16 protein-coding genes are annotated in these 24,022 nt (G+C 54.9%); 9 read left to right on the top strand and 7 right to left on the bottom strand.

The genetic code is table 11. The features are described from left to right. Window positions 1-40: 40 nt before the first annotated feature. From OGX80_RS17850 to OGX80_RS17830, 5 genes are all read right to left on the bottom strand, one after another. Window positions 41-1,684 (bottom strand): multidrug ABC transporter permease/ATP-binding protein, encoded by a 1,644-nt coding sequence (locus tag OGX80_RS17850; protein ID WP_115181381.1) that lies wholly within the window; start codon window positions 1,682-1,684, stop codon window positions 41-43. Between the two features lie 75 nt (window positions 1,685-1,759). Beyond that, on the bottom strand, window positions 1,760-2,410 hold the full coding sequence (gene alkB, locus OGX80_RS17845) for a DNA oxidative demethylase AlkB (RefSeq protein ID WP_115181380.1): 651 nt from the start codon (window positions 2,408-2,410) through the stop codon (window positions 1,760-1,762). Then, on the bottom strand, window positions 2,410-3,474 hold the full coding sequence (gene ada, locus OGX80_RS17840; protein WP_115181379.1) for a bifunctional DNA-binding transcriptional regulator/O6-methylguanine-DNA methyltransferase Ada: 1,065 nt from the start codon (window positions 3,472-3,474) through the stop codon (window positions 2,410-2,412). Before ada ends, alkB begins: the two co-directional genes overlap by 1 nt. A gap of 79 nt (window positions 3,475-3,553) precedes the next feature. Continuing rightward, window positions 3,554-4,609, bottom strand: a complete 1,056-nt coding sequence (apbE, locus tag OGX80_RS17835; RefSeq protein WP_115181378.1) for an FAD:protein FMN transferase ApbE — start codon at window positions 4,607-4,609, stop codon at window positions 3,554-3,556. Window positions 4,610-4,724: 115 nt separating this feature from the next. Next, window positions 4,725-5,852, bottom strand: a complete 1,128-nt coding sequence (locus OGX80_RS17830) for a porin OmpC (RefSeq protein WP_012131537.1) — start codon at window positions 5,850-5,852, stop codon at window positions 4,725-4,727. A gap of 740 nt (window positions 5,853-6,592) precedes the next feature. Here OGX80_RS17830 and rcsD point away from each other — a divergent pair. Together rcsD and rcsB are read left to right on the top strand one after the other, a co-directional pair. Beyond that, a complete protein-coding gene (gene rcsD, locus OGX80_RS17825) occupies window positions 6,593-9,262 on the top strand; it encodes a phosphotransferase RcsD (protein WP_286471368.1) in 2,670 nt (889 codons plus the stop codon). A 16-nt stretch (window positions 9,263-9,278) separates the two neighbouring features. Next, on the top strand, window positions 9,279-9,929 hold the full coding sequence (rcsB, locus tag OGX80_RS17820; protein WP_001061917.1) for a response regulator transcription factor RcsB: 651 nt from the start codon (window positions 9,279-9,281) through the stop codon (window positions 9,927-9,929). Window positions 9,930-10,022: 93 nt separating this feature from the next. Here the strand turns inward: rcsB and rcsC are convergent, their stop codons facing one another. Continuing rightward, window positions 10,023-12,869: a two-component system sensor histidine kinase RcsC gene (gene rcsC / locus OGX80_RS17815; RefSeq protein ID WP_012131533.1), complete on the bottom strand. Its 2,847-nt coding sequence runs from the start codon at window positions 12,867-12,869 to the stop codon at window positions 10,023-10,025. Window positions 12,870-13,037: 168 nt separating this feature from the next. On the opposite strand from rcsC, the gene atoS reads away from it, so the two are divergent. From atoS to OGX80_RS17785, 6 genes are all read left to right on the top strand, one after another. Beyond that, window positions 13,038-14,864, top strand: a complete 1,827-nt coding sequence (atoS, locus tag OGX80_RS17810) for a two-component system sensor histidine kinase AtoS (RefSeq protein WP_233644093.1) — start codon at window positions 13,038-13,040, stop codon at window positions 14,862-14,864. Beyond that, window positions 14,861-16,246, top strand: coding sequence for an acetoacetate metabolism transcriptional regulator AtoC (gene atoC, locus OGX80_RS17805; protein WP_012131530.1), 1,386 nt, complete (start codon window positions 14,861-14,863; stop codon window positions 16,244-16,246). Before atoS ends, atoC begins: the two co-directional genes overlap by 4 nt. Before the next feature lie 197 nt (window positions 16,247-16,443). Continuing rightward, complete coding sequence (atoD, locus tag OGX80_RS17800; protein WP_024130160.1) at window positions 16,444-17,106, top strand: acetate CoA-transferase subunit alpha; 663 nt, start codon at window positions 16,444-16,446, stop codon at window positions 17,104-17,106. Continuing rightward, window positions 17,106-17,756, top strand: a complete 651-nt coding sequence (locus tag OGX80_RS17795) for a 3-oxoacid CoA-transferase subunit B (protein WP_115181375.1) — start codon at window positions 17,106-17,108, stop codon at window positions 17,754-17,756. Before atoD ends, OGX80_RS17795 begins: the two co-directional genes overlap by 1 nt. Continuing rightward, on the top strand, window positions 17,753-19,075 hold the full coding sequence (locus OGX80_RS17790) for a TIGR00366 family protein (protein WP_012131527.1): 1,323 nt from the start codon (window positions 17,753-17,755) through the stop codon (window positions 19,073-19,075). Before OGX80_RS17795 ends, OGX80_RS17790 begins: the two co-directional genes overlap by 4 nt. A 30-nt stretch (window positions 19,076-19,105) precedes the next feature. Further along, a complete protein-coding gene (locus tag OGX80_RS17785) occupies window positions 19,106-20,290 on the top strand; it encodes an acetyl-CoA C-acetyltransferase (protein WP_012131525.1) in 1,185 nt (394 codons plus the stop codon). Between the two features lie 108 nt (window positions 20,291-20,398). Here the strand turns inward: OGX80_RS17785 and gyrA are convergent, their stop codons facing one another. Continuing rightward, a complete protein-coding gene (gyrA, locus tag OGX80_RS17780; protein WP_233644092.1) occupies window positions 20,399-23,035 on the bottom strand; it encodes a DNA topoisomerase (ATP-hydrolyzing) subunit A in 2,637 nt (878 codons plus the stop codon). Window positions 23,036-23,194: 159 nt separating this feature from the next. On the opposite strand from gyrA, the gene ubiG reads away from it, so the two are divergent. Next, a complete protein-coding gene (gene ubiG / locus OGX80_RS17775) occupies window positions 23,195-23,923 on the top strand; it encodes a bifunctional 2-polyprenyl-6-hydroxyphenol methylase/3-demethylubiquinol 3-O-methyltransferase UbiG (protein WP_012131523.1) in 729 nt (242 codons plus the stop codon). Window positions 23,924-24,022 lie beyond the last annotated feature (99 nt).

Below are 24,022 nucleotides of genomic sequence, written 5' to 3'. Positions count from 1 at the left end.
ACCAGGCCGGATGCGGCTAATCCTTATCCGGCCTACAGGATCAGGCGGTACGCGCAACCGCATCGCGGGAGGCGGCGTCGCGTTCATCGCCGACCAGCTCACTCAACTGCCCGTTACGCATCTCCAGCAGGCGATCGGCGTGAATAAAGTAATGATCGTCATGACTGATCGCAAAGATGGTTTTGCCCATCTCCTGCATCAGCGGCAGCAGCACCTGATAAAATTCACGGCGGAAATGCGGGTCCTGATCGGCGGCCCATTCATCCAGCAGAATGATGTCACGCTCCTCCGCCAGCGCCAGCAGCAACGCCACGCGCTTTTTCTGCCCTTTCGACAGCTTCAGGTTCAGAATCCGGCCATCGCGCAGCTCCAGCTTGTGCGCCATTTTCAGTTGCTCAAGCCACTTTTCCACCAGTTCCGCTTTGGCCGGTTTGCCTTCCGGCCCCAGCAGTTGATCAAACAGCCAGACATCGGTAAACACAGCGGAAAAGAGTTTCCGGTAGTCCTCAGGACGCTCTGCGGAAAGCGTTTTGCCATCCAGTAAAATTTCGCCTGACTGAGGCTGGTACAGCCCCGTCAGCAGCATCGCCAGCGTCGATTTCCCGCTACCATTGCCGCCAATCAGAAACAGTAGTTCCCCGCGCTGGATGGTCAGGTTGAGCGGCCCTACTGAAAACGCATTATCCTGATAATGGAAAACGACATTGCGTAACTCCAGCGTTTTCCAGTCAGGAAAGGCGTCAGGACGAGGAAATTCCGCTTTAAACGGTGCCAGCGAAAATTTATTCAGCTTGTTGAAAGCCACCTGCGCGGTGAGCAGCGTCGGCAACGCGCCAACCGCAGAGAGCAGCGGCGTGCGCAGGAACAGCAGCGTCAGCGAATAGATCGCCGCCACGTTGGTATCCGCCCAGCCCAGGCTGTTCGCCATCCAGAACACCAGACCAATCGCGCCCAGCATCATAATGTTTGACCAGTTAACGGCGCTCAGGTGGAACGTATCGGCGCGAATAATATGGTGGCGATACTCTTTCGCATCCGGGATATACGAATGGTTAAAGATATGTTCCGCGCGCTCACGGTTCAGGGTCAGCTCTTTGCGCCCTTCCAGCACCGTCTGAAAATCCTGATACAGCTTATCTTCCGTTTCGCGCAGCGTCGCCATGTGCTTATACACGCGCGCCACCAGCACAAACCCGCCCCAGATGGTGATTGCCATCCAGATTGCCGTCACCAGCAGCATTTTGGTGGATAACATCGCCAGATACGCGGCGGAACCCACCGTCAGGATGATCCCCTGAACCAGCTCCGGCAGGCGCACGAACGCGATCGTGATATTGCGGATATCACTGGTTAACCCTGCCAGCAGCGAGGCGCTGCCCAGTTGTTCGATGCGCTCAACCTGCGTGTCCAGAATACGTTTGATAAATTCGCTGCGCAGGCGATAGACAAAATGGTGCCCTAACGCGGTTAAGGCCAGTTGGGAGCCCAGCGTCACCGCCATCAGTAAAAGCAGCAGCGCGAGAAATTCCGGCAGCACCATCAGCGTGGTATCTACCGTTTCGATGAGGCGCTGATTGATAAAGGCAATCAGACCAATCCCCAGCGCAGCGCTGGCGAGGCTGAGCGCCATCACGCTGATAAATGGCCAGCGATACTGCCGCCAGACAAGAAGAAGTAGTTCCATTCATACAACCCGGGCAAGGAATAACAGCCCGCAGTTTAAACATCTCAACGCCGACAGCAATAATAATTCTTATTTTTATTCTTTTTTACCCGCCTGGCGAAACGTCAGGTTGTAACGACAGTCCGCCGTCAGCGGATGAAAGCCCGCTTTAAGCGGTTGTATGCCGTGGTAAAACAGTCGCGATTCACCGCCCCAGACCACCACATCGCCGTGCTCCAGCAAAAGGCGTTTTAACGGATCGTTACGACGCAGGCCGCCAAACTGAAAAATGGCCGGAAGGCCCAAAGAAACCGACACAATCGGCGCGCGCAGATCCGGTTCGTCTTTATCCTGATGCAACGACAACTTTGAGCCGGGCGCATAGCGATTGATAAGACAGGCATCCGGCTGAAAATCAGCATAGCCCGCCGCGATCGCCGCGCGATGACACAGGCTGGTAAAGATCTCAGGCAGCGGCGGCCAGCGCCGCCCGGTTAACGGATCGACGGGAGAATAGAGATATCCGTGTTGATCCGTCGTCCAGCCGAGCTGACCGCAATTTGTCATCGCCACCGACATGGTATAGCCGCCGGGCGTCACCATCTGGCGAAATGGCGACTGCGCGGCGACCACCGCGATGGCCTCAATCAGCGATGGCGCCTCGCGAAAGGCGAAACGGCGCAAGATAACCGCGCCGGACGCCAGCGGCTCTTGCCAGGGTTCAGCATCCGCAAATAAGTCCAGCATCATTTATCCTCATGTCGCGCCTCTCGTTGCAGAAGCTGCGCCTTGCGCGCCACGCCCCAACGATAACCCGATAGCGCGCCGTCGCCGCGCACCACTCGATGGCACGGGATCACAATCGCCAGTTTATTTGCCCCGCAGGCGCTGGCAACGGCACGAACCGCCTTCGGCTTGCCGATTGCGCTGGCGATCTGCTGATAGCTGACGGTTTCCCCACAGGGAATCGTGCGCAGCGCCTGCCAGACCTGCTGCTGGAACGCGGTGCCCTGAATATCTAACGGCAGTGACAGCGGCATATCGCGTGCATTAATACTGGCGATAACCTGGCGCACGCGCTGCTGGAAAGGGCGATCAGCGGGTTCATCCTGCGCGGCGGGAAACAGTTCATGCAGGCTGGCGATAAGCCCGGCATCATCATCGCCCAGCAAAATCGCGCAGATTCCCCGCTCGCTCTCCGCAACCAGGCAGCGTCCCAGCGCACAATCCGCGAGGGCATAGCGAACGGGGAGATTATCGCCGCCCTTACGAAACTGCTTCGCCGTCATGCCGAGCGTCTCATCCGCTTTGCGATAGTAACTGCCGCTGTCGGGAAAACCGGCGTTCAGGATCGCCTGCGTTACCGTCTCTCCTTTCGCCAGCGCATCGCGCAGACGGCGGGCGCGCCAGGATTGCTGCCAGGCTTTTGGCGTCATCCCCGTCGTGGCTTTGAACAACCGGTGCAGATGAAATGGGCTCATTGCCACCTGCTGCGCCAGGGCGTCCAGCGTGATGGGGGCATCCTGTTCCAGTAAACGGCAGGCGTGCGTGATTTTATCCAGCTGATGCCGTCGGGCGTTGTCTTTGTCTGGCTGGCAGCGTTTGCAGGGGCGGAATCCTGCGGCCAGCGCCTGCTCCGCACTGGCAAAGAAACGAACGTTTTGCCGCAACGCGTGTTTTGCCCGACAGGACGGTCGGCAAAAGATGCCGGTGGTCTGTACCGCAAAAACAAACTGACCATCGGCGTCAGGATCGCGATCCAGCACCGACTGCCAGCGTGCATCGTCGTTTATGCGTGAGAGATTTTTCATCATGGACTCCTTCATTAAGCATAGTGCTTAGTCTCAGTGTGTCCGTAAGTCAGCGCACGAAAACCCGAAATCTTGCTTTTTAATTTTTATCACTCACGAGGAAGCTTTTGAACTGCGGCGACATCCAGGTTTTAAACCCCTCGCCCTCTTTCATGATCATGTACACCGCCAGCCCTTCCCGGCGCACCACCTCTTTGGCCTTTTCCGTGCCGAGCACCATCAACCCGGTATCCCAGCCGTCCGCTTCCAGCGCCGTCGGGGCGATAACCGTCACGGAGACCAGATTGTGTTCTATGGGACGCCCGGTCTGCGGATCAATGACGTGAGACAGGCGCTTCCCGTCCAGTTCGTAATAGTTACGGTAGCTGCCGGAGGTGCTGATGCCATGCCCGTTAATATCGACAATCGCCTGTACCGCGTTTTCTTGATCGGTCGGTTTTTGGATCGCCACACGCCAGGGTTGCCCCTGCGCATTCATGCCGCGACTGTTCAGGGCGCCGCCGACGGAGACCAGATAGCGGGCAATGCCTTCCTGTTCCATCAAGCGCGCCAGATGATCGGCCGCATACCCTTCCCCCACTGTTGAGAGATCGACGAACAGATCCGGCAGATCTTTTTGCAGATATTGCTGTCGCGCCTGATTGATAACCCGCAGATGTTGCAGCCCGGTCTTTGCTTTTGCGCTGTCAATCTGCGGCTGTGTGGGCACATTAACCGGCTGTTGCTCCGGGCCGAACCCCCACAGATTCACCAGCGGCCCCACGGTGATATCCATCGCGCCGTCGGTTTTCGCGCCAATGCGCAGCGCCGAGGTAATGATATCGGCCATTGCTTCGCTAACCGGCCAGGGAGAAAGACTTTGCGAATGGTTGAAGCGCATCAGCGCCGAGTCATTTTTGTACGTGGACAACAGCTGATCGTCGGCATCAAGCTGCGTCTGAATTCTGTTACGTAATTCCTCAGCACGGCTGGCGTCCACATCCACCACGCTGACCCGCCAGAAGGTGCCCATCGTTTTCCCTTCCAGTACGGTTGCAGCAGGTGACGCTGTATCAGCCGGTTTTGGGGCATCATCGCACCCCACAAAAAAGATCGTCGCGGCCAGCAGCGCTGCCCGACAAAAGGTCATTTCCATACGTGATTATCCTCATGCGAACGCGCGCAAGAGTACACCAAAAATCGCTATTTGTACGCCGTAAAAAACGCATTAAAAAAGGGCCCGCAGGCCCTTTAGTTGACATTGTTCGCAATCAGAACTGGTAAACCAGGCCCAGAGCAACGATGTCGTCAGTGCTGATACCCGCGTTACGGGTAAAGGTGTTGTCATCCAGCAGGTTGATTTTGTAATCAACGTAGGTAGACATGTTTTTGTTGAAGTAGTAGGTCGCGCCAACATCAACGTATTTCAGGATATCCTGATCGCCGTAGTTGGTGGTGCCGTTGGAGATGTCCTTACCTTTAGATTGCAGGTAAGCCACGGACGGACGCAGACCGAAGTCGAACTGGTACTGTGCAACCACTTCGAAGTTTTGCGCTTTATCAGCGAAGCCATAAGAGTCGCTACGGCTGTTCTGGGAAGAACCAAAGCGGGTTGCGTTGTAAGTCTGAGAGTACTGCGCTGCCAGGTAAACGTTGTTAGCGTCGTATTTCAGACCACCGGTATAAACGGTCGCACGATCGCCGCTGCCGTATACGCCAGCCGAATTCTGGTCAGCAGTACGTTTGGAAGAGGTGATTGCACCACCAACGCTGAAGCCTTCGCCGATATCATAGGTCAGAGATCCGCCGAAGCCGTCGCCGTTCTGTTTCAGCAGGCTACGACCATCCGCAACGTCGTTTTCACCGCTGGCGCTGCCGTTTTTACCCTGATACTGCAACGCAAAATTCAGACCTTCAACCAGACCGAAGAAGTCTGTATTACGGTAGGTTGCCAGGCCGTTAGCACGCTGCTGCATGAAGTTATCCGCGCCGTAGGTGTCGCCGCCGAATTCCGGCAGAACGTCGGTCCAGGCCGTTACATCGTAGATTACGCCGTAGTTACGACCGTAGTCGAAGGAACCTGCATCGCCAAATTTCACACCAGCAAACGCCACACGGGTCCAGGAGTTGTTAGTGGTTTCAGCGTCGTTACCCTGAATCTGATATTCCCACTGACCGTAGCCGGTGATCTGATCGTTAACCTGGGTTTCGCCTTTGAAGCCGAGACGCATATAGGTCTGATCGCCGTCGTTGCCATCGTCATCAGAGAAATAGTGCAGACCGTCGACTTTACCGAACAGGTCCAATTTGTTGCCGTCTTTGTTATAAACTTCAGCCGCATTTGCTGCGCCTGCTACCAGCAGAGCCGGTACCAGGAGGGACAGTACTTTAACTTTCATGTTATTAACCCTCTGTTATATGCCTTTATTTGCTTTTTTATTGCCACTGCATACTGATTAACCCTCTTAACCAGTCGGCAATTTCATTCTCCGCAAAAATGCAGAATAATCCAACACGGATATGATACTAAAATCTTTAAAATGTTTCATTTATCGCCATAGGTGTTTCAAATTATTAATGGCATGGAACTTTTTTAAAAGCAAAAAATGGGACAAATAAGCACGAATCATCAAAACATATTTATTTTTCATTATAATTCAATGCATTATATTCATGAAAATCATAGCACTGAATGATAAAACAAAATCTTCACTCGCAACTAAAATAGACAGCGCTATCATCATTAACTTTATTTATTACCGTCATTCATTTCTGAATGTCTGTTTACCCCTATTTCAACCGGATGCCTCGCATTCGGTTTTTTTTTACCCTTCTTTACACAAATTTTATCTTCTTGTGCTACCGGGTTTAAATAATCACAACGGTTTACTACCCCCTCCGTGATAATCACCATTCCTGCCAACAAATAATTTCTTGTTATTTAGTGCTAAATTTTATTTCATTGTGTTTATATTTATACATCTGCGCCAACGCTGTACACGTTTTGCTTAGGGAAACACCTTCGCGGCGCGGGCGGAAAAATGCAGCGTGTCTGATGAGCGAGAGTATGGAAATTCACACAGTACCCTTTATACTGCCCTTTCCTCTTTAGCGTTGTTTTAACAGGTCATAAACACGAATGAGTCAGTCTGATACAACGGTTTCTACCCGATTCTCCCTTCTGCCGGGAAGCATTACCCGTTTCTTCTTATTACTGATCATTGTGTTACTTGTAACGATGGGCGTGATGGTGCAAAGCGCGGTCAACGCCTGGCTGAAAGACAAGAGCTATCAGATTGTCGATATCACCCATGCTATTCATAAGCGCGTAGACACCTGGCGTTACGTGACCAGGCAAATCTATGACAACATTGCCGCGACGGCTAGCCCATCCACGAGCGAGGGTTTGCAGGAAACGCGTCTGAAACAAGACGTCTACTACCTTGAAAAACCGCGCCGTAAGACCGAAGCGCTTATCTTTGGCTCGCATGACAGCTCAACGCTGGAAATGACCCAGCGGATTTCCACCTATCTCGATACGCTGTGGGGCGCGGAGAACGTGCCCTGGTCGATGTATTATCTGAACGGGCAGGACAACAGCCTGATTCTCATCTCCACCCTGCCGCTCAAGGATCTCTCCTCCGGCTTTAAAGAGTCCGCGATTGGCAATATTGTCGATTCCCGTCGGGCGGAGATGCTGCAACAGGCGAATGCGCTGGATGAACGCGAAAGCTTCTCTTCGTTACGTCGTCTGGCGTGGCAAAACGGCCATTACTTTACGCTGCGCACCACTTTTAATCAGCCGGGGCATCTGGCGACGGTTGTGGCGTTCGATTTGCCGATCAACGACCTGATCCCGCCGGGAATGCCGCTGGACAGCTTCCGCCTGGAACCCGACTCCTCAACCACGACGGTACGTAATACGGAGAAAGAGTCTCCAGACAGCGTCAGCATCAGCTTCAACAGCGCCAAAATTGAGATTTCTTCCGCGCTGAACTCAACCGATATGCGGCTGGTCTGGCAGGTTCCTTTCGGCACGCTATTGCTTGATACGCTGCAAAATATCCTGCTGCCGTTACTGTTGAATATCGGCCTGCTTGCGCTGGCGCTGTTTGGCTACACCACCTTCCGACACCAGCCTGGCCGTTCAACGGAAGTGGCGACAAACAATACCGCAAATAATGAACTGCGTATTCTGCGCGCGATTAATGAAGAGATCGTCTCCCTGCTGCCGCTGGGGCTGCTGGTGCATGACCAGGAGGCCAATCGCACCGTCATCAGCAATAAAATCGCCGACCATTTGCTGCCGCATTTAAATCTGCAAAACATCACCAGCATGGCGGAGCAGCATCAGGGCATCATTCAGGCGACGATCAATAACGAGCTGTATGAAATTCGCCTGTTCCGCAGCCAGGTCGCCCCTCGCACGCAGATCTTTATTATTCGCGATCAGGACCGGGAAGTGCTGGTGAACAAAAAGCTCAGGCAGGCGCAGCGTCTGTATGAGAAAAACCAGCAGGGCCGCGCCGCGTTTATGCAAAATATTGGCAATGCCCTGAAAGAACCCGTGCGGATACTGGCGATCAACGCCGCTGCCGCAGACACGCCGGAAAGCCAGAAGCTGGCGAACCAGGCGGATGTTCTGGTGCGTATGATAGATGAAATTCAGCTGGCGAATATTCTGGAGAATGATACCTGGAAAAGCGAGCCGACGCTGTTCTCCATTCAGGATCTGATTGACGAAGTGGTGCCGGACGTTCTGCCTGCGATTAAGCGTAAAGGTCTGCAACTGCTGATCAAAAACCACCTTAGCGCCAACGATGAACGCCGTGGCGACCGTGACGCCCTGCGCCGCATTCTGCTGTTGCTGATCCAGTACGCGGTCACGACCACGCAGATTGGGAAAATCACGCTGGAAGTCGATCAGGATGAGTCGGCTGAAGAACGCCTGACCTTCCGCATTCTGGATACCGGTGAAGGCGTGACGCTCAATGAGATCGACAATCTCCATTTCCCGTATATCAATGAAACGCAAAGCGACCGCTACGGGAAAGCGAATCCGTTAACCTTCTGGTTGTGCGATCAGCTGGCGCGTAAGCTCGGCGGGCATCTGAATATTAAAGCACGCGATGCGCTGGGGACGCGCTATACCGTACATGTTAAAATGACTCCGCATGACCAACATGTAAATGATGAAGAGCGCTTGCTGGATGACGTTTGCGTAATGGTTGACGTCACCTCTAATGACGTGCGCAATATTGTGTTGCGTCAGCTGGAAAACTGGGGAGCCACCTGCATCACGCCGGATGATCGGCAAATAAGTCAAGAATATGATCTCTTTTTAACTGATAATCCGTCTAATCTTACTGCCTCCGGCTTGCTTTTAAGCGATGATGAGTCAGGCGTGCGGAAAATGGGTCCTGGCCAACTGCGCGTCAACTTTAATATGAGCAACGCTATGCAGGAAGCTGTACTACAACTGATAGAAGAGCAACTGGCGCAGGAAGAGATTCCAGAGTCGCCCCTCGGCGGAGATGAAAACGCCGAACTTCATGCCAGCGGTTATTACGCGCTCTTTGTAGACACAGTACCGGATGATGTTAAGAGGTTGTATACTGAGGCAGCGACCAGTGATTTCGCTGCGCTGGCGCAGACAGCCCACCGCCTGAAAGGCGTGTTTGCTATGCTTAATCTGGTACCCGGCAAGCAGTTATGTGAAACGCTGGAACATCTTATTCGTGAGAAAGATGCTCCAGGTATAGAAAAATACATCAGCGACATTGACAGCTACGTCAAGAGCTTGCTGTAGCAAGGTAGCCCAATACATGAACAATATGAACGTAATTATTGCCGATGACCATCCGATTGTACTGTTCGGTATTCGCAAATCACTTGAACAAATCGAGTGGGTGAATGTTGTCGGCGAGTTTGAAGATTCCACAGCACTGATCAACAACCTGCCTAAATTAGATGCGCATGTGTTGATTACCGACCTCTCCATGCCGGGAGATAAATACGGTGACGGGATTACCCTCATCAAATACATTAAACGTCATTTCCCGAGCCTGTCGATCATCGTTCTGACGATGAACAACAACCCGGCAATTCTGAGCGCGGTGCTGGATCTCGACATTGAGGGGATTGTGCTGAAACAAGGCGCGCCGACTGACTTGCCTAAAGCGCTGGCCGCGCTGCAAAAGGGCAAGAAGTTTACCCCGGAAAGCGTCTCCCGCCTGCTGGAGAAAATCAGCGCGGGCGGTTATGGCGACAAACGTCTGTCTCCGAAAGAGAGTGAAGTCCTGCGTCTGTTCGCAGAAGGTTTCCTGGTGACGGAAATCGCCAAGAAACTGAACCGCAGCATTAAGACCATCAGTAGCCAGAAAAAATCGGCGATGATGAAGCTGGGCGTCGAAAACGATATCGCGCTGCTGAATTACCTCTCTTCCGTCACGCTGAGCCCGGCGGACAAAGACTGATCAAACGTCAGGTGCCTGATGGCGTTGCGCTTATCAGGCCGACGTTGATGACCGCAGTAGGCCGGAGAAGGCGAAACCGCCATCCGGCCTTTTTTATGCCCGCGTCTTTCTCACCCGCTCCGCATACACCGCCAGCGTCTGCTTAAGCACATCTAACGTCACCGGCTTGGACAGGCAGCTATCCATACCGGACTCCAGACAACGCTGTTTCTCTTCCGCCAGCGCGTTAGCCGTGACGCCGACCACCGGCAACGTCAACCCCAGCTGGCGAATGCGCTGCGTCAGACGGTAGCCGTCCATATTCGGCATGTTGACGTCGCTCAGCACGATATCAATATGGTTTTTACTCAGCACGTTCAACGCATCGACGCCGTCATTCGCGGTCTTGCATTGATACCCCAGCGATCCCAACTGATCGGCCAGCAAACGACGGTTGATCGGATGATCGTCCACCACGAGGATCATCATGTCGTCATTCGTCGCGTCGGTTTTATCCGGCGCAGGCAGCGCCGTTGCAAGCGCGTCGTTATCAAGCTCAATACTGTAAATCCGCGCCAGCAGCGCAGGCAATTCATGCGGCGACGCCACGCTGTGTACCCACTCGCCCGGCGCTCTTTCCTGCGGAATACCAATATGGCGGCGGCTGAAAACAACCGCCGCACGCCCCTGCCATGCCTGCTCCAGCACATCGTCCGTAATCAGAATATCTTCCGGCGCCGGTTTTTGCCCTTCGTAACGAAGCACATCGACACCGCTTCGCGCCAGGCTGGACTCAATAAAATGACACAGCGACGCGTTGCGTACCGCCAGCCAGCAACGCGTTTGAGCCAGCCCTTCGACGCCTTTTTTCTGCGGGTACTGCGCGCCATAAAGTGGAATGCGTAACGTAAACTGGCTGCCCATCCCGGGCTCTGAATCGACGGAGATATCCCCATCCATCATGCTGATCAGTTTTTCACAAATCGCCAGTCCCAGGCCGGTTCCCTGGAAATTACGCTGCACGCCGGTTCCCACCTGGAAGAAAGGATCGAACAAACGCACAACCTCTTTCGCCGGAATCCCCACGCCGGTATCGCGTACCTGAATACTGAGATAATCGCCATCACACTGCACATGCAGCACAATACAACCGGTATCGGTAAATTTGATGGCGTTACTCAGCAGGTTAGAAATCACCTGTTGCAGACGCATCGGGTCGCCGTTCAGCGCAACCGGTACATCCGGTTCAATAAAGCAGTACAGGCCAAGCTGTTTTCTCACCACCAGCGGTAAATAGTTGGCCGTAATATGGTTCATCACCTCACGCGGCGAGAACTCACGCGGTTCAATCTTCAACTGCTCGGATTCGATTTTTGAGAAGTCGAGAATATCGCTGATGATTTTCAGCAGCAGGCTGGAGGAGTTGTTCATCGCCGTAACCAGCCTGTCGACCCCTTTCGGCAACGCTTTGGTTTGCAGCAGATCGAGGTTACCGATAATCCCGTACAGCGGCGTGCGCAGCTCGTGGCTCACGGTCGCAAGGAACATTGATTTGGACTGGCTCGCCTGCTCCGCCGCCTGCGCCATCTCCTGCAACGACTCTTCCATTTTGACGCGCGCGCTCACATCCACCAGCACGCAAATCGCCACGTTTTCATTACGATAGCGCGAATGGACAAAGCTGATTTGCAGATTGGTATTGTTGCTGGTCAACACATCGACGAAGTTAACCTGCTGACCACAGATAATTTGCGTCAGCCTTTGCCGGTCCTCATGGGTGAGCATATTGAGGTAGGTATGCGCCAGTTCATTACTGAGAATATTGACCCCGTCAATGGTGCGCAGGATGCAGATCCCCACCGGCGCGGAAGCGACGATTTTCCGGTTAAACTGCTCATGCTCTTCCAGCCGCTGAGCATCGCTTTCCGCCGGAATAAAGATACGCCGTTCATACATACGCGCCAGCGTGAACAAGGCGGCGCCCACCAGCACATTCAGCAGAATGGCATTCAGAATCAGCATTCGAATATGCTCCAGCACCAGGTCGACCGGTACGGAGTAGACAATGCTGAGCGACGATGGCGGCAGGCTTTTCTTCAGAACCAGCTCACGGAACCCTGGCGTGTAGCCAAACCAGGAGCGCTCCTGCATCCAGCGGGGTTCCGGCCTGATGTTGCTTTCCGGCCCGGTTAGCGAAATCAGCGGATGACCATTTTCATCGAGGATCGTCACCCCCATAGGCAAACTTCCCGGCGTGAAAAAGTTCTCCATCCGAATGGACTGCTCGACGCCCAGCAGCGCCTGCAAGCGGTTGGCCAGATAAACCGGCGTCAGGGCATAAAAATAGCCGATGCCGGGGCGCGGCCCCTGGCTAATCCAGAAAAGGTTATTCCCGCTCTCTTCCTGCGGGGCATTGCGGTACTTAACAATGCGCTCATGCAGCGTTTTCAGCGCATTATCACGTTCGACCGGCATATCGCGCAGGCCGAAATTCGCCATACAGAGATTGTCGCTGCCAATCAGGAAAACACGATTCAGATCGTAGGCCGCAGAAAAATTGTCGCGCCAGTAGCGCATAAACCAGGCCAGCGACTCCAGCGACCCGCGCCAGGCATTCCCCATTGCCGCACAGTCGGAGTCGGCAAACAGCGGCTCAAAATTGGGCACCACGGTTTTATCGTCGCGCGCCCGGCTGGACATCACGCCGTTTTCCGCCGTTAAGCGATTCTCGGCAATGTATTTGAGTTCTTTCATTACGTCAGACGTGCGCTGAATATAGCGCTGCGCCTGGTCGGAACTGAGATTGAATTCCTGACGGATTTCAGACTCTCTCTGATGCAGCGCATTGACGATGTAAAACACCGAAGCAAAAGCGATCAGCAGCCAGATCAGTAACGCCAACGCTCTGAACAGGTAGCGCGAAACTTTCAGGGTTGTACGAAAGGAAGCAAGGTATTTCAAAGGGGCGAAGCTCCGCCTCAGGCGATAAATAGAGTGTGGTTAAGGTAGCGGTAAATGCCCGGCGTCGCAATGCCCTCTCTTTGCGGGAATATGATATACCGCTGAGAAACCTGCGCCTCAACCCCCGATAATCGGCGTTTGCCTGATAAAGACCACACGGATGTCAGCATGCGCTACCTGAGACGGCTTTACCCGCGACGCTTACGCAATCAAATGATACTGATGGCTATCCTGATGGTCATCGTGCCGACGCTCTCTATTGGTTATATCGTAGAAACCGAAGGCCGATCAGCGGTCTTATCTGAAAAAGAGAAAAAATTATCGGCTGTCGTGCATCTGCTTGATGAAGCGCTGGGCGACAGCTTCAACCAGCAGGAAAATCTGCCGCGCGATGAGCGTATCCGCGCGCTGAATGCGCAGTTATCACCGGTCACTGAGCGTATCACTCGCGCGTTCCCGGGAATTGGCGCGGGCTATTACAATAAGGCGCTGGACGCCATTATCACCTACGCCCCTTCGGCACTGTATCAAAACAACGTCGGGGTCACTATCGCTCCCGACCATCCTGGCCGGGAGGTCATGAGTACCAACGCCCCGGTGGTATTTTCAGGCCGGCAGGTGCGCGGCGATATCCTCAACTCAATGATTCCGATAGCGCGGCATGGCGAGGTCATTGGTTATATCTGGGCGAATGAGTTGACCGAAGATATTCGCCGACAGGCCTGGAAAATGGATGTTCGTATTATTGCCGTTCTGGCGGCGGGGCTTATCAGCAGCCTGTTACTGATCATTCTCTTCTCACGCCGCCTGAGCGCCAATATCGATATCATCACTGAAGGCTTGCCTACTCTTGCGCAGAAAACGCCGGCCCAGTTACCCGATCTCCCCGGTGAACTGGGGCAAATCAGCCGCAGCGTCAACGCTCTGGCGCAGACACTGCGGGAAACTAAGACGCTGAACGATCTGATTATTGAGAACGCCGCCGATGGGGTTATCGCAATCGACAGACAAGGTAATGTCACCACGATGAATCCTGCCGCAGAGACCATCACGGGTTATACGCTGCATGAACTGGCCGGGCGCCCCTACTCAACGCTGTTCGCCGATCCTCATTTTTCCAGCCCTGTGCTTGACACTCTGGAGAACGGCACCGAACATCTGGCTCAGGAAGTCAGCTTCCCCGCACGTGACCGGACAATTGAACTCAGCGTCACCACCAGTCGTATTCATAACGCTGACGGTGAGTTGATTGGCGCGCTGGTGATGTTTTCCGATTTAACCGCCCGTAAAGAGGCGCAGCGCCGTCTGGCGCAAACGGAGAGACTCGCCACGCTGGGTGAACTGATGGCAGGCGTGGCGCATGAAGTGCGCAACCCGCTCACCGCCATCCGGGGTTATGTGCAGATTATTCGCCAGCAAATCAATCTGCCTGCCCATCAGGAATATCTGTCCGTCGTACTGAAAGAAATTGATTCTATTAATAAAGTCATCCAGCAACTGCTGGACTTCTCCCGACCGCGACAAAGTCAGTGGCAGCAGGTATCCATTAATACGCTGATCGAGGAGGCGTTGATCCTGGTGCAGACTTCCGGGGTACAGGCGAGAATCAACTTCAATACGGAATTCAACGCCGCATTGCCCACGATCGTCGCCGATCGCGAACTGCTCAAACAGGTGCTCCTGAACATGCTTATCAACGCGGTGCAGGCGATAGGCGCGCGCGGCGAAATTCGTATCCGAACCTGGCGCTACACGACCACGCATCTGGCGATCGCCATTGAAGATAATGGCTGCGGTATTGACGTCGCTTTGCAGAAAAAAATCTTTGATCCGTTCTTCACCACCAAAGCGTCAGGAACCGGCCTCGGGCTGGCGTTAAGTCAGCGCATCATCAATGCGCATCAGGGCGACATATACGTTACCAGTATGCCCGGATGCGGCGCGACCTTTACCCTTATTTTACCGATTAACCCGCAGGAAACCTCGTCAGAATGAAAACTCGCTACCGTATTCTCATCGTTGATGACGAAGATAATGTTCGCCGTATGCTCGCCACCGCGTTTTCGCTGCAAGGGCATGAAACCCAGTGCGCCAGTAACGGTCAGACAGCGCTGCAACATTTTGCCGACGCGCCGCCCGACGTGGTGCTGATGGACATCCGCATGCCGGAGATGAACGGCATTGAAGCGCTGAAAGTGATGCGCGCACAGCATCCACGGGTTCCCATTATTCTGATGACAGCCTACGCTGAAGTGGAAACCGCCGTAGAAGCACTGCGCAGCGGCGCATTTGATTATGTGATTAAACCGTTCGACCTCGATGAACTGAACTTATTGATTCAGCGGGCCTTGCAGCTTCAGGCCATGAAACAGGAGATCCGCAGCCTGCATCAGGCGCTGAGCACCAGCTGGCAATGGGGACATATCCTGACCAACAGTCCGGGGATGATGGATATCTGCAAAGATACCGCGAAAATCGCGCTTTCCCAGGCCAACGTGCTCATTAGCGGCGAAAGCGGCACTGGAAAAGAGTTGATCGCCCGCGCCATTCACTATAACTCACGCCGGGCAAACGGCCCCTTCATCAAGATTAACTGTGCGGCGCTGCCGGAATCACTGCTGGAAAGCGAACTGTTCGGCCACGAAAAAGGGGCGTTTACCGGCGCACAAACGCGACGTCAGGGGCTGTTTGAGCGCGCTCATCAGGGAACGCTGCTGCTGGACGAAATAGGCGAAATGCCGCTGGTGTTACAGGCTAAGCTGCTGCGAATCCTCCAGGAGAGGGAGTTTGAACGCATTGGCGGGCATCAAACTATTCAGGTTGATATCCGCATTGTCGCCGCCACCAACCGGAATTTGCAGGAAATGGTGAAAGAAGGCACCTTCCGTGAAGATCTGTTTTATCGACTAAATGTGATTCATCTGACGCTTCCTCCTTTGCGTGAGCGGCGGGAAGATATCCCCCTGTTGGCCAACCACTTTTTGCAGAAATTCAGCTCAGAAAACCAGCGGGATATTATTGAAATCGACCCTTCCGCTATGTCACTTCTCACCGCCTGGCCGTGGCCTGGTAATATCCGCGAATTATCCAATGTGATTGAGCGCGCGGTAGTGATGAACACCGGGGCGGTGATTTTTGCCGAAGACCTCCCTACCCAGTTCCGCCAGTCGGTGAGTCACGCCAGCGGAATAAAGCCAGCCCAACCCGGTGAACGGAACCTGAAAGAAGAGATTAAACGCGAAGAACGCCGAATCATTATGGAAGTTCTGGAGCAGCAGGAGGGAAACCGCACGCGCACCGCGTTAATGCTGGGCATCAGCCGACGCGCGTTGATGTACAAATTGCAGGAGTACGGCATCGATCCGGCAGGCCTCTGATACCAGAAGTTGCTATGCAGAATTTTGCACAGTGCGCAAAATTCTGCATAGCGCCTCACGCCCTCTCGTCCCCTCACAGTAAAAATTAATTTTTATATTCATCAGGTTAACCCTTCTCTTTTCGGTTTATTAATCCTGGCATCCCGCTTGCTATTCCCTTTGCGTACCCAAAATGGAGTATGCAAAAGGGAAACATAATGAAAACAAAACTGATTACCTTACAGAACGCCTCAGGCTTCTTTCGTGACGGCATGACCATCATGGTCGGCGGTTTTATGGGGGTAGGCACCCCGCCCCGCCTTGTTGAAGCCTTACTTGAATCCGGTGTCAGGGACCTGACGCTGATCGCCAACGATACCGCATTTGTCGATACCGGCATCGGCCCGCTTATCGTAAATGGCCGGGTGCGCAAGGTCATCGCCTCCCATATCGGCACCAACCCGGAAACGGGTCGGCGGATGATTGCCAAAGAGATGGAGGTTCAACTGGTTCCGCAAGGCACCCTGATTGAACAAATCCGCTGCGGCGGCGCCGGGCTGGGCGGTTTTCTGACCCCGACTGGCGTCGGCACCGTGGTTGAAGAGGGAAAGCAAACGCTTCAGCTCGATGGCAGAACCTGGCTGCTGGAGCGTCCACTGCGTGCAGATCTGGCGCTTATTCGCGCTCACTGCGCCGACCCGCTCGGCAACCTGACCTACCAGCTCAGTGCCCGTAATTTTAACCCCCTCATTGCTCTCGCCGCAGACATCACCCTGGTTGAGCCTGACGAAATGGTTGAAACAGGCGATCTACTGCCTGACCAGATTGTCACCCCTGGCGCCGTTATCGACCACATCGTTATTCCACAGGAGAGCAAATAATGGATGCTAAACAACGTATTGCGCGCCGCGTGGCGCAAGAGCTGCATGATGGCGACGTGGTTAACCTGGGAATTGGTTTGCCGACGATGGTCGCAAACTACCTGCCGGATGACATTCACATCACCCTGCAATCTGAGAACGGCTTTCTGGGACTGGGGCCGGTCACGACGGCCCACCCGGATCTGGTGAACGCTGGCGGTCAACCCTGCGGCATTTTGCCCGGCGCGGCAATGTTCGACAGCGCCATGTCGTTCGCATTGATTCGCGGGGGCCATGTTGACGCCTGCGTACTCGGCGGGCTACAGGTGGATGAGCAGGCAAACCTCGCCAACTGGGTGGTTCCCGGCAAAATGGTCCCCGGCATGGGGGGCGCAATGGATCTGGTCACCGGCGCGCGCAAAGTGATCATTGCAATGGAACATTGCGCGAAAGACGGCTCGGCGAAAATTCTGCGCCAGTGCACCATGCCGCTCACCGCCCAGCACGCGGTGCATATGCTGGTTACCGAACTGGCTGTATTTCGCTTTATCGACGGCAAGATGTGGCTGACAGAAATCGCCGAAGGGTGTGATTTGGAAACCCTGCGGGCAAAAACTGAAGCGCACTTTGAGGTTACGGCCGATCTGGTCATTCAGAGAGGTGACGCATGATTGGGCGTATTTCACGCTTTATGACGCGGGTCGTCAGCCGCTGGCTTCCTGATCCGCTGATCTTCGCAATGCTGTTAACCCTGCTGACGTTTGGGATCGCTCTCTGGCTGACGCCGCAAACGCCGGTCAGTATGGTGAGGTTCTGGGGCGACGGCTTCTGGAACCTGCTGGCTTTCGGTATGCAAATGGCGCTGATTATCGTGACGGGCCACGCCCTGGCCAGTTCCGGTCCGGTTAAAAGCCTGCTGCGTACCGCCGCTTCAGCCGCTAAGACGCCCGCCCAGGGCGTCATGCTGGTGACCTTCTTTGGCTCGGTCGCCTGCGTGATCAACTGGGGCTTTGGTCTGGTGGTCGGCGCAATGTTTGCCCGTGAAGTGGCCCGTCGCGTGCCGGGTTCCGATTATCCGCTGCTTATCGCCTGCGCCTATATCGGTTTTCTCACCTGGGGCGGCGGCTTCTCTGGCTCTATGCCCCTGCTGGCCGCAACGCCAGGCAACCCGGTAGAGCACGTCGCGGGGTTGATCCCGGTTAGCGACACCCTGTTCACCGGGTTCAATATTTTCATCACACTCGGCCTCATCGTGGTAATGCCGTTTATTACCCGGATGATGACGCCAAAACCCTCCGACGTGGTCAGCATCGATCCGAAGTTGCTGCTGGAAGAGGCTGATTTTCAGAAGAAACTGCCGGCTGACGCGCCACCGTCGGAAAAACTGGAAGAGAGCCGCATTCTCGCGCTGATCATTGGCGCATTAGGGATTGCCTATCTGGGGCTCTACTTCGCCGAGAAGGGATTCAACATCACCATCAATACCGTCAATCTGATGTTTATGATCGCCGGTCTGCTGCTGCACAAAACGCCAATGGCCTACATGCGCGCCATCAGCGCCGCAGCGCGCAGTACCGCCGGTATTCTGGTGCAGTTCCCCTTCTACGCCGGGATCCAACTGATGATGGAACACTCCGGCCTCGGTGGCCTTATCACTGAATTCTTCATCAACGTCGCCAACAAAGACACCTTCCCGGTGATGACCTTTTTCAGCTCTGCGCTGATTAACTTTGCCGTGCCATCAGGCGGCGGCCACTGGGTTATCCAGGGGCCATTCGTCATGCCTGCGGCTCAGGCGCTGGGGGCAGACCTCGGCAAGTCAGTCATGGCAATCGCCTACGGTGAGCAGTGGATGAATATGGCGCAGCCATTCTGGGCGCTGCCCGCCCTGGCAATCGCCGGACTCGGGGTACGCGACATTATGGGCTACTGCATCACCGCCCTGCTCTTCTCCGGGATCATTTTTGTCATCGGTTTGACCTTTTTCTGACGGCAACCACGCACTTTTAAGGAACAGAAGATGAAAAACTGTGTCATCGTCAGCGCGGCGCGTACCGCAATCGGCAGTTTTAACGGCGCACTGGCAACCACCAGCGCCATCGACCTTGGCGCCACCGTGATTAAAGCGGCGCTTGAACGCGCGCAGCTCGACCCGCAACGGGTGGATGAAGTGATTATGGGCAATGTGCTACAGGCTGGTCTTGGGCAAAACCCGGCGCGTCAGGCACTGCTCAAAAGCGGCCTCGCAGAGACGGTCTGCGGCTTTACCGTTAACAAAGTATGCGGCTCCGGCCTCAAAAGCGTGGCGCTTGCCGCACAGGCGATTCAGGCCGGACAGGCACAGGCGATTGTCGCAGGCGGTATGGAAAATATGAGCCAGGCGCCGTATCTGCTGGATGCCAAAGCCCGCTGGGGCTATCGCCTTGGCGACGGACAGCTCTCCGATGTGATCCTGCGCGACGGTCTGATCTGCGCCACTCACGGCTACCATATGGGGATCACGGCAGAAAACGTCGCCCGGGAATACGGCATCAGCCGGGAGATGCAGGATGAGCTGGCGCTGCTCTCACAGCGCAAAGCCGTTGCCGCTATTGATTCCGGCGCATTCCAGGCCGAAATTGTGCCGGTTAGCGTCACATCCCGTAAGAAAACCGTGGTGTTTGAGCGCGACGAGTTTCCGAAAGCCGATTCAACGGCGGAAGGTCTTGCTGCATTACGCCCGGCCTTCGACAAGGCGGGTACGGTAACGGCAGGAAACGCCTCTGGGATCAATGACGGCGCGGCAGCGCTGGTAGTGATGGAAGAATCCGCAGCGCTGGCGGCGGGCCTGACCCCACTGGCTCGTATCAAAGCCTACGCCAGCGGCGGCGTCGCCCCGGCGTTGATGGGGATGGGGCCGGTTCCCGCCACGCAGAAGGCGCTGCAACTGAGCGGTTTAACGCTTTCGGATATCGATCTGATCGAAGCCAACGAGGCGTTTGCCGCACAGTTCCTTGCCGTAGGTAAGACGCTCGGTTTTGATCCGCAGAAGGTGAACGTCAACGGTGGGGCTATCGCCCTGGGACACCCCATCGGCGCCAGCGGCGCGCGTATTCTGGTGACGCTGCTGCACGCCCTCTCTGCGCACGATAAAACGCTCGGGCTGGCCACGCTCTGCATCGGCGGCGGTCAGGGTATTGCGATGATAGTGGAAAGGATGAATTAAGGATTTGCACCTTTGCCGGATGGCGGCCTGATAAGGCGTTTACGCCGCCATCCGGCAAAAAAAAGGAGGCGCAATGGCCTCCTTTCACACACAATTCACAACGCCGAATTACTCGTCAGCGTCATCCGCTGCGTCGTCATCGATTTCCGCTTCCGGGGCGATATCCTCGTCCCCTTCCGCTACGCTGCCGTCGATGGAGTCGAGTTCCTCATCATCCACCGGCTCAGCAACACGTTGCAGACCCACCACGTTTTCATCTTCCGCCGTGCGGATGAGGATTACGCCCTGGGTGTTACGGCCAACGACGCTGATTTCCGATACGCGGGTACGAACCAGCGTACCGGCATCGGTGATCATCATGATCTGGTCGGCATCATCCACCTGTACCGCGCCAACAACGGAACCGTTGCGCTCGGTGACTTTAATGGAGATAACGCCCTGCGTGCCACGAGACTTGGTTGGGTATTCGCCTTCCGCCGTACGTTTACCGTAACCATTCTGCGTCACGGTCAGGATAGCGCCTTCACCACGCGGAATAATCAGAGAAACGACGCTGTCTTCGCCCGCCAGCTTGATGCCACGTACGCCGGTCGCGGTACGACCCATCGCACGAACGGCATCTTCTTTAAAGCGCACCACTTTACCGGCAGCGGAGAACAGCATGACTTCGTCGGAACCGGAGGTCAGATCCACGCCGATCAGCTCGTCGCCTTCGTTCAGGTTCACCGCGATGATACCGGCGGAACGCGGACGGCTGAACTCGGTCAGCGCCGTTTTCTTCACCGTACCGCTGGCGGTCGCCATAAAGACGTTAACGCCCTCTTCGTACTCGCGTACCGGCAGAATGGCGGTGATACGTTCGTCGGCTTCCAGCGGCAGCAGGTTGACAATCGGACGGCCACGCGCGCCACGGCTCGCTTCCGGCAGCTGATAGACCTTCATCCAGTACAGACGGCCACGGCTGGAGAAGCAGAGAATCGTGTCGTGGGTGTTAGCCACCAGCAGACGGTCGATAAAGTCTTCTTCTTTTATACGCGCGGCAGATTTACCTTTCCCGCCACGACGTTGCGCTTCGTAATCGGTCAGCGGCTGATATTTGACGTAACCCTGGTGAGACAGCGTTACAACCACATCTTCCTGGCTGATCAGATCTTCGATATTAATATCGGCGCTGTTAGCGGTGATTTCAGTGCGACGCTCATCGCCAAACTGATCGCGGATCAGTTCCATCTCTTCGCGAATCACTTCCATCAGACGATCGGCGCTGCCCAGAATGTGCAGCAGTTCTGCAATCTGTTCCAGCAGCTCTTTGTACTCGTCGAGCAGTTTTTCATGCTCAAGGCCGGTCAGTTTCTGCAAGCGCAGATCCAGAATCGCCTGTGCCTGTTGTTCAGTCAGGTAATACTGACCATCACGCACGCCAAATTCCGGCTCCAGCCACTCAGGACGGGCAGCATCATCACCGGCGCGTTCCAGCATAGACGCCACGTTGCCCAGATCCCATGAACGGGAGATTAACGCCGCTTTTGCCTCTGCCGGCGTTGGCGCACGGCGGATCATCTCGATGATCGGATCGATGTTCGCCAGCGCAATCGCCAACGCTTCAAGGATATGCGCGCGATCGCGGGCTTTACGCAGTTCGAAAATAGTACGGCGCGTCACCACTTCGCGGCGGTGACGCACGAACGCGGAAATGATCTCTTTCAGGTTCATGATCTTCGGCTGGCCGTGGTGCAGCGCAACCATGTTGATACCGAAAGAAACCTGCAACTGGGTCTGGGAATAAAGGTTGTTAAGCACCACTTCCCCGACGGCATCGCGTTTCACTTCAATCACGATGCGCATCCCGTCTTTATCAGACTCGTCGCGCAGCGCGCTGATGCCTTCAACGCGTTTGTCTTTCACCAGTTCAGCGATTTTCTCGATCAGGCGCGCTTTGTTCACCTGGTACGGAATTTCATGAACGATGATGGTTTCGCGGCCGGTTTTCGCGCCAGCTTCCACTTCCGCGCGAGCGCGAATGTACACTTTCCCGCGACCGGTACGATAGGCTTCTTCAATACCGCGACGACCGTTGATGATCGCGGCGGTCGGGAAGTCCGGGCCAGGAATGTGTTCCATCAGCCCTTCAATGCTGATGTCTTCATCATCGATATACGCCAGGCAACCGTTGATCACTTCCTTCAGGTTGTGCGGCGGGATGTTGGTGGCCATACCTACCGCGATACCGGACGAGCCGTTTACCAGCAGGTTAGGAATTTTGGTCGGCATGACGTCAGGAATTTTTTCCGTGCCGTCATAGTTGTCAACGAAATCCACCGTCTCTTTTTCGAGATCGGCCATCAGTTCATGGGCAATCTTCGCCAGACGGATTTCCGTATAACGCATTGCCGCGGCAGAGTCGCCGTCGATAGAACCAAAGTTGCCCTGACCATCCACCAGCATGTAACGCAGCGAGAAAGGCTGCGCCATACGGACGATAGTGTCGTACACCGCGGAATCACCATGAGGATGGTATTTACCGATTACGTCACCAACAACACGGGCAGATTTTTTATAGGCTTTATTCCAGTCATTGCCCAATACGTTCATGGCGTATAGTACGCGACGGTGTACCGGCTTCAGGCCATCTCGGACATCCGGCAGCGCACGGCCAACAATGACCGACATCGCATAATCCAGATAAGAGCTCTTCAGCTCTTCCTCAATGTTGACCGGTGTAATTTCTCTCGCAAGGTCGCTCATCTAACCGCTATCCCTCTACTGTATCCCGGATTCAAAGGTCGCAAATTATAACACAATCGCAATGAGACAGGTAAATGGAATGGTCTTCTACGGAGGCTTTATTCATCCCGTCGTGCTGATATACTCAGGCGACTTGCCAAATAAGGAGTAAAAGCGCCAATGAATGCCGAAAAACCCCCGGTGACGCATAACGTTGATCACGAAGAAATCGCCAAATTTGAAGCTGTCGCGTCACGCTGGTGGGATCTTGAGGGTGAATTTAAGCCTCTGCACCGCATTAACCCGCTACGCCTGGGCTACATTGCCGAGCGTTCCGGCGGTCTGTTCGGCAAAAAGGTGCTCGACGTTGGCTGCGGCGGCGGCATTCTGGCTGAGAGCATGGCGCGTGAAGGTGCGACGGTAACGGGGCTGGATATGGGCTTTGAGCCTTTGCAGGTCGCGAAACTGCACGCGCTGGAAAGCGGTATTCAGGTTGATTACGTGCAGGAGACGGTTGAAGAGCACGCAGCGAAACATGCGCACCAGTACGACGTCGTGACCTGTATGGAGATGCTGGAGCACGTACCGGACCCGCAATCGGTCGTCAGGGCCTGTGCGCAATTAGTTAAACCGGGCGGTGAAGTCTTTTTCTCAACCCTTAATCGCAACGGCAAGTCGTGGCTGATGGCGGTGGTAGGAGCGGAGTATATTTTACGCATGGTGCCGAAAGGCACGCACGATGTGAAAAAATTTATTAAGCCTGCGGAGTTGCTGAACTGGGTCGATCAGACCGTGTTGAAAGAGCGTCACATGACCGGGCTGCACTACAATCCGATTACCAACACCTTCAAGCTCGGGCCGGGCGTTGATGTTAACTATATGGTTCACACTACCGCACAAGTTGACTAACTGCGTCTGTAGGCCGGATAAGGCGTTTACGCCGCTATCCGGCAATTTTGCCCGGGGCGCTGCGCTTGCCGGGCCTACAAACCATCGCAGGCCGGATAA

This window comes from Citrobacter sp. CK194 (assembly GCF_030333395.1).
Taxonomy (GTDB): Bacteria; Pseudomonadota; Gammaproteobacteria; order Enterobacterales; family Enterobacteriaceae; genus Citrobacter_B; species Citrobacter_B koseri.
The sequence above is the reverse complement of the archived record's forward strand: the minus strand, read 5'-3'. Positions and strand labels throughout refer to the sequence as shown.

Excerpts from the sequence above, each read along its gene's own strand:
- OGX80_RS17850 (WP_115181381.1), bottom strand. The coding sequence starts at position 1,684 with ATGGAACTACTTCTTCTTGTCTGGCGGCAGTATCGCTGGCCATTTATC.
- alkB (WP_115181380.1), bottom strand. The coding sequence starts at position 2,410 with ATGCTGGACTTATTTGCGGATGCTGAACCCTGGCAAGAGCCGCTGGCG.
- ada (WP_115181379.1), bottom strand. The coding sequence starts at position 3,474 with ATGAAAAATCTCTCACGCATAAACGACGATGCACGCTGGCAGTCGGTG.
- apbE (WP_115181378.1), bottom strand. The coding sequence starts at position 4,609 with ATGGAAATGACCTTTTGTCGGGCAGCGCTGCTGGCCGCGACGATCTTT.
- OGX80_RS17830 (WP_012131537.1), bottom strand. The coding sequence starts at position 5,852 with ATGAAAGTTAAAGTACTGTCCCTCCTGGTACCGGCTCTGCTGGTAGCA.
- rcsD (WP_286471368.1), top strand. The coding sequence starts at position 6,593 with ATGAGTCAGTCTGATACAACGGTTTCTACCCGATTCTCCCTTCTGCCG.
- rcsB (WP_001061917.1), top strand. The coding sequence starts at position 9,279 with ATGAACAATATGAACGTAATTATTGCCGATGACCATCCGATTGTACTG.
- atoS (WP_233644093.1), top strand. The coding sequence starts at position 13,038 with ATGCGCTACCTGAGACGGCTTTACCCGCGACGCTTACGCAATCAAATG.
- atoC (WP_012131530.1), top strand. The coding sequence starts at position 14,861 with ATGAAAACTCGCTACCGTATTCTCATCGTTGATGACGAAGATAATGTT.
- atoD (WP_024130160.1), top strand. The coding sequence starts at position 16,444 with ATGAAAACAAAACTGATTACCTTACAGAACGCCTCAGGCTTCTTTCGT.
- OGX80_RS17795 (WP_115181375.1), top strand. The coding sequence starts at position 17,106 with ATGGATGCTAAACAACGTATTGCGCGCCGCGTGGCGCAAGAGCTGCAT.
- OGX80_RS17790 (WP_012131527.1), top strand. The coding sequence starts at position 17,753 with ATGATTGGGCGTATTTCACGCTTTATGACGCGGGTCGTCAGCCGCTGG.
- OGX80_RS17785 (WP_012131525.1), top strand. The coding sequence starts at position 19,106 with ATGAAAAACTGTGTCATCGTCAGCGCGGCGCGTACCGCAATCGGCAGT.
- gyrA (WP_233644092.1), bottom strand. The coding sequence starts at position 23,035 with ATGAGCGACCTTGCGAGAGAAATTACACCGGTCAACATTGAGGAAGAG.
- ubiG (WP_012131523.1), top strand. The coding sequence starts at position 23,195 with ATGAATGCCGAAAAACCCCCGGTGACGCATAACGTTGATCACGAAGAA.